Source organism: Thermopetrobacter sp. TC1 (assembly GCF_000746275.1).
In the GTDB taxonomy this organism is placed as follows: Bacteria; Pseudomonadota; Alphaproteobacteria; order Rhizobiales; family Aestuariivirgaceae; genus Thermopetrobacter.
The window spans coordinates 34,578-48,760 of record NZ_JQKX01000002.1; the positions used below are offsets into that span (position 1 = coordinate 34,578).

The 14,183-nt window shown below is 62.4% G+C and carries 11 protein-coding genes and 1 pseudogene; 2 read left to right on the forward strand and 10 right to left on the reverse strand.

What is annotated here, in order from left to right:
• Nucleotides 1-1,469: 1,469 nt before the first annotated feature.
• Together EK16_RS00300 and EK16_RS00305 are read left to right on the forward strand one after the other, a co-directional pair.
• Nucleotides 1,470-2,528, forward strand: a complete 1,059-nt coding sequence (locus EK16_RS00300) for a YkgJ family cysteine cluster protein (protein ID WP_051928695.1) — start codon at nucleotides 1,470-1,472, stop codon at nucleotides 2,526-2,528.
• Between the two features lie 308 nt (nucleotides 2,529-2,836).
• Entirely contained in the window at nucleotides 2,837-3,358 is a 522-nt protein-coding gene (locus EK16_RS00305) for an SH3 domain-containing protein (RefSeq protein ID WP_081910097.1), read from the forward strand.
• Nucleotides 3,359-3,382: 24 nt separating this feature from the next.
• On the opposite strand, the gene ccoS is transcribed toward EK16_RS00305, so the two are convergent.
• From ccoS to EK16_RS12605, 10 genes and pseudogenes are all read right to left on the reverse strand, one after another.
• Nucleotides 3,383-3,541, reverse strand: a complete 159-nt coding sequence (ccoS, locus tag EK16_RS11760) for a cbb3-type cytochrome oxidase assembly protein CcoS (RefSeq protein ID WP_081910098.1) — start codon at nucleotides 3,539-3,541, stop codon at nucleotides 3,383-3,385.
• Nucleotides 3,538-5,829 carry a cation-translocating P-type ATPase gene (locus EK16_RS00310; protein WP_081910099.1) on the reverse strand — a complete coding sequence of 764 codons (2,292 nt, stop codon included), beginning with the start codon at nucleotides 5,827-5,829 and terminating at the stop codon, nucleotides 3,538-3,540. Before EK16_RS00310 ends, ccoS begins: the two co-directional genes overlap by 4 nt.
• A gap of 33 nt (nucleotides 5,830-5,862) precedes the next feature.
• Nucleotides 5,863-6,354: a FixH family protein gene (locus EK16_RS00315; protein WP_051928696.1), complete on the reverse strand. Its 492-nt coding sequence runs from the start codon at nucleotides 6,352-6,354 to the stop codon at nucleotides 5,863-5,865.
• A gap of 395 nt (nucleotides 6,355-6,749) precedes the next feature.
• Nucleotides 6,750-7,091: a hypothetical protein gene (locus EK16_RS12085; protein ID WP_156098395.1), complete on the reverse strand. Its 342-nt coding sequence runs from the start codon at nucleotides 7,089-7,091 to the stop codon at nucleotides 6,750-6,752.
• A 380-nt stretch (nucleotides 7,092-7,471) separates the two neighbouring features.
• Nucleotides 7,472-8,998, reverse strand: coding sequence for a cytochrome c oxidase accessory protein CcoG (gene ccoG / locus EK16_RS00320; protein ID WP_038033439.1), 1,527 nt, complete (start codon nucleotides 8,996-8,998; stop codon nucleotides 7,472-7,474).
• A 719-nt stretch (nucleotides 8,999-9,717) separates the two neighbouring features.
• On the reverse strand, nucleotides 9,718-10,629 hold the full coding sequence (gene ccoP / locus EK16_RS00325) for a cytochrome-c oxidase, cbb3-type subunit III (RefSeq protein WP_038033442.1): 912 nt from the start codon (nucleotides 10,627-10,629) through the stop codon (nucleotides 9,718-9,720).
• A complete protein-coding gene (locus EK16_RS11765; protein WP_081910100.1) occupies nucleotides 10,622-10,795 on the reverse strand; it encodes a cbb3-type cytochrome c oxidase subunit 3 in 174 nt (57 codons plus the stop codon). Before EK16_RS11765 ends, ccoP begins: the two co-directional genes overlap by 8 nt.
• Before the next feature lie 10 nt (nucleotides 10,796-10,805).
• A complete protein-coding gene (ccoO, locus tag EK16_RS00330; RefSeq protein WP_038033445.1) occupies nucleotides 10,806-11,564 on the reverse strand; it encodes a cytochrome-c oxidase, cbb3-type subunit II in 759 nt (252 codons plus the stop codon).
• Between the two features lie 20 nt (nucleotides 11,565-11,584).
• Nucleotides 11,585-13,186: a cytochrome-c oxidase, cbb3-type subunit I gene (gene ccoN, locus EK16_RS00335; protein WP_038033446.1), complete on the reverse strand. Its 1,602-nt coding sequence runs from the start codon at nucleotides 13,184-13,186 to the stop codon at nucleotides 11,585-11,587.
• Between the two features lie 718 nt (nucleotides 13,187-13,904).
• Nucleotides 13,905-14,183: pseudogene (locus EK16_RS12605) on the reverse strand (hypothetical protein); the annotation flags it as partial.

A 14,183-nucleotide genomic window follows, 5' to 3' on the forward strand; every position in this document is an offset into this window, starting at 1 on the left:
TATACGCCCACCCCACGACACACACATCGCCATACCGTAGACCATCCGGTATCTCATGCCATTAACTCATGCGTTTGCGGTCCGACTCCTTAGGGGCCGATTTCTCCTATCAGGGAGAGGTTAGGACCATGCGCTCTTCCTGCCTGCCGCCCTCTGCACTGGGACCAATTTAGCTTCTGACGACAAGCGTTTGCTTAAGCCATTGAAAAACCATAGAAAAGCGCCATCAACTCAGTTGCCCTTGATATCCTATCCATACATGAAGCATCGCTTTTCCCTCCCCCTGGTAGGGGGAGGGGCAGGGAGGGGGTCGGGCGGCAACCTCATGAGCCTGCGGCCCGCCCCCCTCCCGGCCCCTTGCGGGGCCGACCTCCCCCTATCAGGGGGAGGTTAGGACCATGCGCCCTTTCTGCCTGTTGCCCGCTGCACAGGGACCAATTGAGCTTCTGACAACAAGTGTTTGTTTAATTCGTTGAAAAACCATGGGAAAACGCCATGCCCGGGCGTGTCCCGGGCATCCAGGGGCGGTTTAAGCATGCGGTGATGGCTGTCAGAAATGGCTCTTCCGGGCTCAAGTTCTTACTGCCGGAAGGATGTTGTACATCCTTCCGGAACCTTTTGGCGGGGTTTTTTAACCCCGCCTATAGCATGGCCGGCGGGGTAATATACCCCGCCGAAACGTTCCGGAACGGGATACAATCCCGTTCCGGCATGTTATTTTCATACGGTCAGGTCAAGTCTGCTGGCACACTACACGACACACCGTTTCCATCTTTCTCGTCACCCCGGCGAAAGCCGGGGTCTCGGGCCACAAACGCATGAGTCAATGGCCTGAGATACCGGCTCTCGCCGGTATGACGATATGTGTGTGTGTGTGTCGTGGAGTATGGCCTGCTGGCGGGCGCCATCGCCCACAAAACTGCCTCAGTCCGAGACCCTGGATTGCCGGGATCCCGGTTCAGGCCCGGAACAGGCAAGGCAAGACTGTGACGCGATGCGTGAAAGGCCCGGGCAAACAAAACACCAGGCGCAATCCTCCGGCGGTAAGGGCAATCCGCAAGGCGCCTGGTGTTAAGGCATCTGCAAGCGGGATGGCCTGGCCCTGCTGTCATCACAAGCGGTCCATGCCTGCGCGGGGCAGGCCCGGACGGCGAAAAGGCGCCAGAAAAGGTGCGCGTCTTTTGCACAAGACGTTTTCCTTTCTGCGTCATGAAGGGTATAAGAGGGCCACGGAGACTTCGCGCATCCGCCCCGTGCGCGTAAAAACAAACGAGGCGTGTGATCCTGTGCATCTTGCCTTTTCAAGGCCGTTGCGCCGTTTTCAGACGCAAGAATGGCCGGCCTCTCCTCCGGCCCGATGCTGATGCCTGAGCGTGCGGGCGAAGGGGGCGGGGGAGAATGCAGGGAGCCGTTTGAAACGACGCAAGGCAGGAGCCGTTTGATCCGAAACGAGAAAGAGTGTGTCACCCATGTCTGATCAGAAGGATTACGATCCGCTCGACGATGATTCCGTGCTCTCGCCGCCGGAGGCGGAAGAGGACGGCTGGATGGCCGAAGGCGTCGGGCAGCGCATGAACGTGTTCGAGGGCCTGCACACAGACAGCCCCATTCAGCCGGTGGAGCTGAAGCCCGACACGCGTTTTCGCTTCCGCTGTCACAAGGGGGTGTCCTGCTGGAACAGCTGCTGTCACGGCGCCGACATCACGCTGACCCCCTATGACATTCTGCAGCTTGCCCGCTTCTTTTCCGTGCGGCCGAAGGACATCGTGGCCGATTTCGCCGTGCCCGCCATTCACGAGGCTTCGGGCATGCCCGTGCCCAAGCTGATCATGCGCGGCAAGGAGGGCAAGGGCGCTTGCGTGTTCCTGGACGAGGAGGAGGGCTGCAAGGTTTATGAGGCGCGCCCGGCCACCTGCCGCTATTATCCGCTGGGGCGCGCGGCCATGAAAATGAAGGGCCATGAGCAGCGCACCGACATGTATTTCCTCGTGCGCGAGGACTACTGCAAGGGCCACGAGGAGCCGCGCGAGCAGACGGTGGAGAAGTATCTGCAGCAGCAGGGGCTTGAGCCCTATGACGTCTTCAACGCCCGCTGGGAGGAAATCCTGATGAAGGCGGCCTCCTGGCGCTCCGTCGGCGGGCCGTACGGCAAGGCGATCCCCAAGCCCATGCTGCAGATGTTCTACATGATCTGCACCGATGTGGACAAATTCCGCGAATTCATCTTCGAAAGCACGTTCCTGGAGCGCTACGACGTGCCCGAGGATGTGCAGGAGGCCTTGAAGAAGAGCGACGAAACCCTCATCCTTTTCGGCTTCGACTGGCTCAAGCACGTCATCTTCGGCGAGGAGACCGTCAAGCTCAAGGATGAGGTCTTCGCCGATGCCTATGCCGAGGCCCGTGACAACTGGATGAAATACGGCGAGCTGCGCAACACCTGGAAATACAAGGGCCGCAAGAAGAAAGAAGAAAAATCGGACGATGGGGCGGAAAAATCTGCCTCTGACGATTCCGCCTCTTCGGCCTGACAGACCGGACGACACTTCATAGATCCTCTACGGCACCGCCGAAACAGCCGCCGGCGCGGGCGCGTGAGCCGCTCCGGGGCGTTTCGGCGGTGCCATTTCATGACACCAGGCATGGCAAGAAAGGCGGGATTGCACTTACCGCCATACTGATTTGGCAGGCCATGCGATATCCTCCCCCGGAAACCTCGGCAATGGACATTCTTCTCTTGCTGAACGGCCGATGAATGGCGTGTTCAGGGCAGGGCAAGGGCCCGTGCGGCATATTCCGAGCACGATGAGACCACAAGACCATTCAGGGAGGCGGAATCATGCCCGGGACAGGCTTCAGGCATGGCGGAGTGCGTTTTTTCAGGTGGCTGGCCGCTCTCGCGGCCGGCGGGCTGACGGCGCTGGTGCTGACGCCTTCGGCCAAGGCCGCCTGTGTGGTGAACGTGCCGTCCTGGGATGTGCTCAACATGCGGGCGGGCCCGGGCGTGCGCCATCGCATCGTGGGGGCAATTCCGCCGGATGCCTGCGGCGTGCGCATCACCTGGCCGTGCCGCGGCCGCTGGTGCAAGGTGCGCTGGCGGGGGCGCGAAGGCTTCGTGCATATGCGCTACATCAGCGAGGAGGCGGATGCGGATGACGACACCGCCTGTGTGGTGCGGGTCGCGCCGTGGGATGGGCTCAACATGCGGGCGGGCCCGGGGGTGTCCTATCCGGTGGTGGCGATAATTCCGCCGGATGCCTGCGATGTGCGCATTCGTCCCTTCCGCGCCGTCGGCAACTGGTGGCGCGTGCGCTGGCGGGGGATGACGGGATGGGTCAACCGCCGCTATCTCGGCTGGTAGTTCGGGCGCTTTCGCCCGAGATGGTCAATCCTTCAGGGGCTTGTCGTCCTCGTCATCGAGGATGCGCAGGGCCTCGCCGTCCAGGTCCTCGAACTGGCCGGAGCGCAGGGCCCAGATGAAGGCGCCCAGGCCCAAAAGTCCGAGAAACAGGGCGATGGGGATGAGAAAGACGAGAACGTTCATGCCGCCTCTCTCTTTTTCTTCTCATGCGCCTCCTGCCGGCCGGCCGCGCCGTCCTTCAGCGCAAAGCCGCGGCGCAGGCGCCGGTCGATGAGGCCAAGGCGCAGGGAATTGCTGACCACCACCAGGGAGGATGCCGACATGGCCACCGCCGCGAACAGGGGCGTGGCATAGCCCAGCACGGCAACGGGCACGGCAAAGGCGTTATAGATAAGGGCCATGACGAAATTCTGCGTCATCAGCCGGCGGGCGCGCAAGGCAACGAGGCGGGCAAGCCAGACGGCGGAAAGCGACTGTCCGAGGAAAACGATGTCAGCCGCGGTGCGGCCGATGTCGGAGGCGGTGGACGGTGCCATGGAGGCATGCCCGGCGGCCAGGGCCGGGGCGTCGTTGATGCCGTCGCCGACCATGAGCACCTTGGCACCGGCCTTGGCCAGTCCTTCGACATAGGCCAGCTTCTGCTGCGGCGTCCAGCCGGCGCGCCAGACGTCGATGCCCAAAGCCTGCGCCATGGCGCGCACCGGCCCTTCCCTGTCGCCGGAGATCATCTCCACGCGCAGGCCCGCCTGCCTGAGACGGGCCACGGTTTCGCGCGCATCGGGGCGCAGGGTGTCCTCGAAGGTGAAGAGCACGGGGCGCTGGCCCTCAATAACCAGGGCGATCTGCGGCATGTCCGTTTCCGGCACCTCCTCTCCGACACCGCAGAACGCGCGCGAGCCCAGACGGACTTCAACCCCGCGCCAGCGCCCGGAAAGCCCGCGGCCGGGATGTTCGACAACATTCAGGACAGGCTCCGGCGTGATGCCGCGCGCCTCCACCCCGGCGAGAAGAGCGCGGGAGAGCGGATGGGATGAGCCACGGGCAAGACCGGCGGCCACGGCGAGGGCCTCGGTGGAGACGGGGCCGGTGTCCATCAGCCGCGGCTGGCCGAGGGTGAGGGTGCCGGTCTTGTCGAAAACGACGGTGTCGATCTCGGCGAGGCGCTCCAGGGCGCTGCCGCTTTTCAGCATGATGCCGTTGCGGAAGAGCACGCCCGCCGCCACCACCTGCACCGCCGGCACCGCCAGGCCAAGCGCGCAGGGGCAGGTGATGATGAGCACGGCGATGGCATGCAGCAGCGAGACCGGCCAGTTAAAGCCGGTGATGAAGAGCCAGCCCAGGAGCGTGCCGCCGGCGAGGACATGCACCACCGGGGCGTAAAGGGCAGCGAGCCGGTCGGCAATGCGCACATAGGCATGGCGGCTCTTCTCGGCGGAATCCATCAGGCGGATGACTTCGGAAAGGAAGGTGTCCTCGCCGTGGGCCTCCAGACGCAAGATCAGGGGGCCGGTGAGGTTCATGGCGCCGGCATAGACGCGGCTGCCCTCCTTGACCGGCTCGGGCGTGCTCTCGCCGGTGATCAGGGAGAGATCGACATCGGAGGCGCCCTCAATGACCGTGCCGTCCACGGGGATGCGCTCGCCGGGCGCGACCAGAACCTTCATGCCCTTTTGCAGATTCTCCATGGGCAGGAAGCGGCGGCGCCCCTCCTCATCGAGCACGGTGGCGCCGGTTGCGGTCAGCGACATGAGCTGGGAGACGGCGGAGCGGGCGCGCACCTTCATGCGATGATCGAGATAGCGGCCGATGAGCAGGAAGAAGAGCAGGGAGACGGCGGCGTCGAAATAGGCATGCTGCTGATGGTTGACCGTCTGATAAAGGCTCATCATGGCCGCGGTGAGCACAGCCAGAGAAATGGGCACGTCCATGTTGAGGCGGGCGCGGGAGAGCGCCGCCCAGGCGGAGCGGAAAAAGGGCCGGCCGGCGAAGACGATGGCCGGCAGGGCAATGGCGGCGGAGATCCAGTGAAAGAGATCGCGGGTGGCGCCCTCGGCCCCGGCCCAGACGGAAATGGACAGCAGCATGATGTTGCCGGCGGCGAACCCGGCCACGGCGAGCGCCAGCAGCAGTTCGCGCCCTTCCCTGTCCTCGGCGCCAACGCCGGCCTCATCCGGATCGAAGGGACGGGCGGAAAAGCCCAGGCCCTCCAGGGTGTCGATGATGGCATCGGGATCGAAGGCGGGATCGCGCCAGCGCACCTTCACCTGCTTGAGGGTATAGTTGACGCGCGCTTCCGTCACCCCCGGCAGGGCTTTCAGGCCCTTTTCGATGGCGCGGATGTCCTCAAGCCCCTCCATGCCGGGGACAAGCAGATGCAGTACATAGCCGCCCTCGCCGTCCTCGCGCATCCAGAGGGCGGCGCTGCCCGGCGCGATGCATTCGTTTTCGCCGCGGATGCCACAGCAGCCCATGCCGGCGACCCTCCCTGTCGCTTGTCTTTCCGATCAGCCCTTTGGTGCGATCATGAACCGCGCATGGGCGCGCCAGACTTCCTTGCCGTCGCGCGTGAAGGTGACCAGCATGCGCCAGGCACCGGATTTCAGGGGCTCGTCGATGGCATAAACGCCCACCTTCGTCTCCTTCAGCATGACGGTGCGGTCCTCCCGGTCACTGGCCGGGCGCCCGAGCTGGGCGGTGGCCTTCAGGGCGGTGACGGGCCGGCCCTTGTTGTCCTCGACCTTGATGGCGACCATGCCGTTTGAGCGCACGAGGAGATGGGTCTTCCAGCCCTTGGCCAGCATGGCCCGCACTTTGGCGGCTTCCTTGTCGTACTTGATGGAGGCCTCATAGCCGTTGCCGGGCAGCAGGCCGGTCCAGCTCTTCTGGGAGAGATAGGCCATGTAGAAATTGGCGGCGAACACGACGCCGAAGAAGGCCACCAGCATGGCCAGCACATGCCAGCCTGTCAGGCGAAATTCGCTCTTGCTGTCGCTCATGGTCCGTGCTCTTTCGCTCGTTGCCTCAAAACCGGCACCCTCTGCCGGCCTTTTCCCAACAGCACGGCAGTCCCTCCCCTCTTGCTTAATGTATCAGGCCACGGCGGGCGCTGTCATGAGGTCTTTTGCCGCTTGCGCATCAGGCCGCAGCCCCCTGCCCTTTTGGGCTGCATCCTTGCAAACATGGCCCAATTTAAACAAACAAGAGGCAGGGTGGAGATCGGGAAATGCATGCATGCGTTCGTGGCCCGACCCCCCTCCCGGCGCTTCGCGCCGATCCTGCCCTATCAGGGAGAGGATGGGAACATTCATCCTTCAGGCCAGCCCTCCCTTCAACAACCAAGACAAGACAAGGCCGTGACGTAGTGGGAGAGTAATGCCAAACACCACTAATCTCATCTTGCAACAAGAAAGGAGATCATTGTTAAAGCATTGAGTTCGCACACTTTTTTTGTCATGCCCGGGCTTGTCCCGGGCATCCAGGGGCGATTTAAGCATGCAGTAATGGCGGTCAAAAGCGGTTCTTCGGGGCTCAAGCTCTTACCGCCGGAAGGATATTGTATATCCTTCCGGAACCTTTCGGCGGGGTTTTCTACCCCGCCTAAGGCATGACCGGCGGGGTAACATACCCCGCCAAAATGTTCCGGAACGGGATACAATCCCGTTCCGGCATTTTTTTGCATACGGCTCAGATCAAGCCTGCTGGTGAGCATCACCGCCCACCAAAAACGCCTCATCCTTGGTCCTGGATTGCCGGGACAAGGCCCGGCAATGACGTTTTCTTGTGATTTATCAATGAGTTAAATAACAAACCCCTAGCTCATGGAAAGTCTATTTTCCTCGGTCGATTTGACGACTACAGCACGCTTCCTGAATTTACTTGGACACGACTGGGCGAAAGCCAGTCTCGGGCCACAAACGCATGCGTCAATGGCCTGAGATACCGGCTGATCTACGGTATGACGATGCATGTTTCGCGGAATGGCGCCTTCTGCTCATTTGAGCCTTAAGAGGCTGCTCACACCCGGGGAGGAAGGGAGCGAAAGCCCGGCACGGGCGTGTGCCGGGGCTTTCGCCTCTGCCCCCTTCAGCATACCGGGCGGGCCCGGTATCCGGCTTATTTCTTCGGCCCTTCAAAGACGGCCTTCTTGCGGGCGGATTCGGTCACCTTGCCGTCCTTGTCCAGGGCGTCGATGCGGAAGTAGAAGGTCTCGCGGCGCTCCTTGAGCTTGGCGGGATCGGCGGTGACGAACACGCGCACGGTGCGCGCCTTGTTGCCGGGCACCTCGATCTCGACACTGCGGCCCTCCGGCGCCTTGATGCCGACCACGCGCATGCGTGCGCCTTCAAGCCCTTCCATGGAGACGCGGAAGGTGCGCGGCTCCAGATCCATATTGAGCAGGCGCAAGGTGTAGCCGTTGCGGATCTCGCCGGAGGAAAGCGTCACGTAAAGCGGGTTGCGGTCGTGCACCACGTTGATCTGCAGCCGGTCACGGAAGGTGAGGTGCAGGAACATGGCGGCGGCGATCAGCGTCCATAAGGTGAGATAGACGATGGTGCGCGGCCGGATGAAGCTGCGCCAGGTGAAGTTCACCGCCTGACCGGTGACATGGGCGTTGTAGGTGTTGACGTTGGAATAGGAAATCAGGCCCTGCGGCTTGCCGATCTTCTCCATGACGCTGTTGCAGGCATCGATGCACAAGGCGCAGGTGATGCAGGCGAGCTGCTGTCCGTCGCGGATGTCAATGCCGGTGGGGCAGACGGCGGCGCACAGGCCGCAATCGATGCAGTCGCCATACTGGATCTCGGGGTGCTTCTTGCGGTCACGCTTGGAGCCGCGGGGTTCGCCGCGCCAGTCGTTGTAGGTAACGATGAGGGTGTCCTCGTCCACCATGGCGCCCTGAATGCGCGGCCACGGGCACATGTAGATGCACACCTGCTCGCGCATGTGGCCGGCGAATATATAGGTGATGGCGCCCATGATGGCGACGGTGGAATAGGCCACGAAGGGCGCCTGGCCGGTGAAGAACCAGTAGGCGACATCGGGCGCGTTGCCGAAATAGAGGATGAAGGTGAAGGAGGTGGCGAAGGCGATCAGCGCCCAGATGCCGAATTTCACGGCGCGCTTGAAGATCTTCTCCGCCGTCCAGGGCGCCTTGTCCAGCTTGATCTGGGCATTGCGGTCGCCCTCGACCAGGCGGTCCACCAGCATGAACAGGTCCGTCCACACCGTCTGCCAGCAGGCATAGCCGCACCAGGCGCGGCCGAACATGGAGGTGGCGATGAACAGGCCGATGGCGGCGAGAATGAGCAGGCCGGCGACGTAATAGAACTCCTGCGGCCAGATCTCGATCCAGAAGAAGTAGAAGCGGCGATGGGCGAGATCGACGAGCACGGCCTGATCGGGCAGGCCGGGGCCGCGGTCCCAGCGGATCCAGGGGGTGATGAAATAGATGCCGAGGAAGATCGTGGCGAGAATCCACTTCAGGCGGCGGAACCGGCCGGTCACGGCCTTGGGGTACACCTTCTTGCGGGCGGCATAGAGCTTCTTGGGCCTGCCGCCGCCTGCCTGAGCAGAGGTGTCGCGGTTGTCATCGGAAGCCTTTCTGGCCGCCTTGTCCACGGTGTTGAGCACTTCCACCATCGTTCGACCCTGTTCACCTGTGCCGACCGCGCATGAAGCGGTCGCTGATGCCTGCAAAACCTTTCAATCGCGCCTGATCGCCGCAGCTTGAAGTTCTTGTCAGCGTCCCTGCCCTTATCCTCGTGTAAGGCCGGTTTCGCCTTTCGGATCACCTCATCAAATCGGATCACCCAATCAAAGGCACGGCTTTTTCAACGCCTTGCTTGTTCTTGCGCATGTTCCTGCGCATGCAGCGCCCAAAGCTGTGCGCCCTTGCCAAACGGCGCCTGTTGCAAGGGCCTTCTGCCCGTTTGTCCTGTTAGTCTTCAATTTATGGAAGAGTCCGTGATCATGTCACTTAAAAGCATTTTCACGAACGGGAATTTCGCCATGTGGCGAGGCATGATCACCAGGCCCTTTCGCAACGGGTACACTTCCCGGCGGACGCATCGCCGATCACGCAGCGCGCCATGCCTTCTTCCTTTGGCGCCATCCGGCCCTGCCCGTGCGCAAGGCCCGATGCCTGCAAAAAGCGCCGGGCAAGACGGGCGGATGCTACCGCACAGGTTTTCTGCCCTGCCCGGGGCTTTCCCGCTGCCGGCGGCACGGCCGGAGAAGGGCGGGAATGGCGCCCTGATGAAGCGCCATTCCCTTTCGTGTGTCTTTTCATTACGTTTTCGGGATCGGTGGGCTTCACGCCGCCAGGCAAGGGATTGGGCGGCCTGAAATCCCCCTTTCCGTCACGACTTGGCGCCACCGCCACCCAGCGAGTAGACGTAGATGGTCAGCGCCTTGATGGTGGCCTCGTCCAGACGGCCCTTCCAGGCCGGCATGACGCCATGGCGCGGCTTGGTCACCTGCTCCACGACCATCTTCTTGATGGCCTTGGGATCGCCGCCGACGTCATAGAGCCAGATCTTGTCGGCCAGACGCGGGCCACCCACGTCCTTGATGCCCTCGCCCTTGTCGCCATGGCAGCCGTTGCAGCCGGCGTCCTCCATGTAGATCTTCTGGCCCTCTTCCGCCTTCTTGGCATCATGCGGCAGCCCGGCCAGCTTGAGGACGTATTCGGAGACGGCGTCGATCTGCTCAGGTGTCAACTGACCATCCGGCCCGCCAAAGGTGGGCATGTCGGACTGACGGGTCTCCTCGTTGGTATCCGGGTTGTAACGGATGCCATGGGTGATGGTGTAGTGGATGTCCTCCAGGCCGCCACCCCAGATCCAGTCGTCATCGTTCAGGTTGGGGTAGCCAAAGCCGCCCTGCGCGCCGGAGCCGTGGCACTGCACGCAGTTGAGCTTGAAGGACGTGGCGCCCATGCGGATGGCGAACTGGCGGAGATCGTCGTTCTTCCAGATCTCGTCGAGAGAGAGCTTCTCCAGCTTCGCCAGTTTCTCCGCCCGCTGCTGGCGCACGGCGGCGAGCTCCGCCTTGAGCTCGGCGCGGTTGGTGGTGTTGAGCAGCCCCTTGGTGTTGGTGCTCACCAGCGGGATGGCCGGATAGAGGATCATGTAGATGATGCCCCAGATGATGGTGCCGTAGAAGGTCCACAGCCACCAGCGCGGCAGGGGCGTATCCAGCTCCTTGATGCCGTCCCATTCGTGACCGGTCGTTTCCGTGCCGGTCACCTCGTCGCGTTCACGCTCAGCCATTGTTCCTTTCCCTGTCCTCCTCGTCCTCGAGGGGCAGGCGGGCCAGCTCCTCGTAGGTCTTCGTCGAGCCCGGGCGGAAGATGAAGATCAGCATGCCCAGGAAGAAGAGCCCGAAAAGCACCGTGGCGATGGTGCCGGCCCAGCCTGCCACACTCTCATAGGACATCGTCCGCTCCTTACCTCAGGTTCTCGACGTCGGTCTCGTCGAAGGTCTTGAAGTCGACAAGCGTGCCGAGCATCTGCAGGTAGGCGATGAGGGCGTCCATCTCCGTGATCTTCTTGGGATTGCCGTCGAAGTCACGGGCCTTCACCTCGGTGGCGCTGCCCCAGCGCTCCTTGCCGTAGCGCTTGATCAGGCCCTCGGTGTTCTCGCCCGTCGCCTGCGCGATGAGGTCCTCCTTGGCGTGCTTGATCATGTCCTCGTCATAGGGCACGCCAAGCAGGGCGTTGGTGCGCAGATGATCGGCGATGTCGTCGAACTTCAGCTCGGTCTTGGCCAGGAACGGATAGCCGGGCATGACCGACTCCGGCACCACGGAGCGCGGATCCTCCAGATGCTGGACGTGCCACTTGTCGGAGTACTTGCCGCCGACGCGGGCAAGATCCGGCCCCGTGCGCTTGGAGCCCCACTGGAAGGGGTGGTCGTACATGCTTTCGGCCGCCAGGGAATAGTGGCCGTAACGTTCCACCTCGTCACGGAAGGGGCGGATCATCTGCGAGTGGCAGAGATAGCAGCCCTCGCGGATGTAGATGTTGCGCCCGGCCAGCTCCAGCGGGGTGTAGGGCCGCATGCCCTTCACCTTCTCGATGGTGTTGTCGAGCCAGAAGAGCGGCACGATCTCCACCAGACCGCCGACCGTGACGACGAGAAAGGACAGGATGAGCAGGAGCGTGGCGCTCCGCTCGACCTTGTCATGCTTGTTGATCAGTCCCATAGTCACTCACCTCCCTCACGTCAGGCCTTGGCGGCTTCCAGCACCGGCTCGGACGCGCGGATGCGACCGCGGATCGTCTGCCAGAAGTTGTAGGCCATGATGATGCCGCCGGTCAGATAGAGCACACCGCCGAGGGCGCGGATGACATAGTAGGGATGCATGGCCTCCACCGTCTCGGCGAAGGAGTAGACCAGGAAGCCCTGATCGTCATACTCGCGCCACATCAGGCCCTGCATGATGCCGGACACCCACATGGACGCCGCGTAGAGCACGATGCCGAGCGTGGCCAGCCAGAAGTGCCAGCTCACCAGCGTCTCGGAATACAGCCGCTCGCGGTTCCACAGCTTGGGCACCAGGTAGTAGAGGGAGCCCATGGTGATCATGCCCACCCAGCCAAGGGCGCCGGAGTGCACGTGACCGACCGTCCAGTCGGTGAAGTGCGACAGCGCGTTCACGGACTTGATGGACATCATCGGACCCTCGAAGGTGGACATGCCGTAGAAGGCCACGGCAATCACCATCATGCGCAGCACCGGGTCCGTGCGCAGCTTGTCCCAGGCGCCGGAGAGCGTCATCAGGCCGTTGATCATGCCGCCCCAGGAGGGCATCCACAGGACGACCGACATGACCATGCCCAGGGTCTGCACCCAGTCCGGCAGGGCGGTGTAGTGCAGATGGTGCGGGCCGGCCCAGATGTAGGTGAAGATCAGCGCCCAGAAGTGCACGATGGACAGCCGGTAGGAGTAGACCGGCCGGTTGGCGCGCTTCGGCACGAAGTAGTACATCATGCCGAGGAAGCCGGCAGTGAGGAAGAAGCCCACCGCGTTATGACCATACCACCACTGGGTGATGGCATCCGGCGCGCCGGAGAGCAGCGAATAGCTCTTGGTTCCGAACCAGGACACCGGCACGGCAAGGTTGTTGCCGATGTGCAGCATGGCGATGGTGACGATGAAGGAAAGATAGAACCAGTTCGCCACGTAGATGTGAGAGACCTTGCGCTTGACGATGGTGCCAAAATACACCAGGAAATAGGCCACCCACACGACCGTCAACCAGAGATCGACATACCACTCCGGCTCGGCATACTCGCGCGACTGCGTCACACCCAGCACATAACCGGTGGCTGCCAGCACGATGAAGAGCTGATAGCCCCAGAAGACGAACCAGGCGAGGTTGCCGAAGGCGAGCCGCGCGCGGTTGGTGCGCTGCACCACGTAGAAGGAGGTGGCGATCAGCGCGTTGCCGCCGAAGGCGAAAATCACCGCCGAGGTGTGCACCGGGCGGAGACGGCCGAAGTTCGTCCACGGCAGATCCCAGTTCAGCCACGGGAAGGCCAGCTCAGAGGCGACATAGACGCCCATGAAGAAGCCGATCACCCCCCAGAAGACCGTGGCGATCACACCCGCCCGGACGACGGAATCCATGTATTCGCCCTCGTCCGCCGGCTTCTCCTTGAAGGCGGAGCGGGCCAGGTAAATCAGGCCCAGGACGGTGGCGATCAGGAAGATGCCAGCATGGATGGCGTAGTTGGTGTCCGCCGCGTTGGCCATCATGATGATGGACAGGATGGCGAACAGCCCCAGCACACCCATCTGTGCCAGTCTGACTGAAACCCCCATCTTTCCCTCTCTCGCGTTAGATGGTTGCCCTTAAGGTTCTGCGGCCGCCCGCCCCGTTTCCCCGAAAGGGCGGAGGCCCTTTTTGTGTCATCTTGTCTCTTCCGTTGCGGCTCCTGCATGCGCCCTTCACGCTGATGTGTCAGGCCGGCATGCCGGGGCCGCCTTTTTCCGTCCGCCGGTGGGTGCGGGGCCGCCTGCACCGCGGCCCGACCCGGGCGAACGCAGACCGGGCGGAATCTCCGTCCGTGATCCAGATCATTCCTTTAACATAAATTTTTGGTCATTGACCTGGATCATCTTGTCCTGCGACAGTTTGCGCACCTTGTCCACATTTTTCGGCGCGTCTGCCCCCGCCAGATTGATCCAGATCAGCTCCGAAGCAGCTTTCGGCTCCGGTCCCTGCGTTCGATCATGAGCCAGACTTTCCGCAAATGCCGGGCTGTTTCCCGTAAAGGTCCGGGCCGTTCAGGCGTTGCCAGGCAACTTGGCTTATGCGCCTGTGGCCCGCCCCCTCCCGGCCCCTGCGGGGCCGACCTCCCCCTGTCAGGGGGGCATTCATCCTTCAGGCCAGCCCTCTTTAGATAACCAATACAAGATAAGGCCATGACGCAGTGGGGTAGCAAGAACAAATACAACCAACTTCACCTTGCAATAAGGACGCACTACACGACACCTGCTTCGTCATACCGGCGAAAGCCCACTGGTGTCCAAGGAAAGTTCAGCATGGGAGGAGCTCCTCGAAAAGGGGCAGGGAAGTGGTGGGGTGGGGTGTGGCGCGTGGCGGTTTTGGCGGCGGGGGAAAAAAGGGTGCGGCCACGAGCACGCGGATGTCCTTGAGCCTCATTGCACCACTTGCGGTATCTGCTTTCGTGACCAGGCGGTGATATTCACGCAGCAGAAGCCAGGCGATCACCGCCACCCACAGTTGTACAAGAATGGCGTTGCGGCTTTCGCCCATGAAACGCTTGACCTTCAGATTTTGCTTCAACCACTTGAA

Excerpts from the sequence above, each read along its gene's own strand:
- EK16_RS11765 (WP_081910100.1), bottom strand. The coding sequence starts at position 10,795 with ATGTCCTATGAGAGTGTGGCAGGCTGGGCCGGCACCATCGCCACGGTG.
- ccoP (WP_038033442.1), bottom strand. The coding sequence starts at position 10,629 with ATGGCTGAGCGTGAACGCGACGAGGTGACCGGCACGGAAACGACCGGT.
- ccoS (WP_081910098.1), bottom strand. The coding sequence starts at position 3,541 with ATGAACGTTCTCGTCTTTCTCATCCCCATCGCCCTGTTTCTCGGACTT.
- EK16_RS00315 (WP_051928696.1), bottom strand. The coding sequence starts at position 6,354 with ATGAGCGACAGCAAGAGCGAATTTCGCCTGACAGGCTGGCATGTGCTG.
- ccoO (WP_038033445.1), bottom strand. The coding sequence starts at position 11,564 with ATGGGACTGATCAACAAGCATGACAAGGTCGAGCGGAGCGCCACGCTC.
- EK16_RS00305 (WP_081910097.1), top strand. The coding sequence starts at position 2,837 with ATGCCCGGGACAGGCTTCAGGCATGGCGGAGTGCGTTTTTTCAGGTGG.
- EK16_RS00310 (WP_081910099.1), bottom strand. The coding sequence starts at position 5,829 with ATGGGCTGCTGTGGCATCCGCGGCGAAAACGAATGCATCGCGCCGGGC.
- ccoG (WP_038033439.1), bottom strand. The coding sequence starts at position 8,998 with ATGGTGGAAGTGCTCAACACCGTGGACAAGGCGGCCAGAAAGGCTTCC.
- ccoN (WP_038033446.1), bottom strand. The coding sequence starts at position 13,186 with ATGGGGGTTTCAGTCAGACTGGCACAGATGGGTGTGCTGGGGCTGTTC.
- EK16_RS12085 (WP_156098395.1), bottom strand. The coding sequence starts at position 7,091 with ATGAGGCGTTTTTGGTGGGCGGTGATGCTCACCAGCAGGCTTGATCTG.
- EK16_RS00300 (WP_051928695.1), top strand. The coding sequence starts at position 1,470 with ATGTCTGATCAGAAGGATTACGATCCGCTCGACGATGATTCCGTGCTC.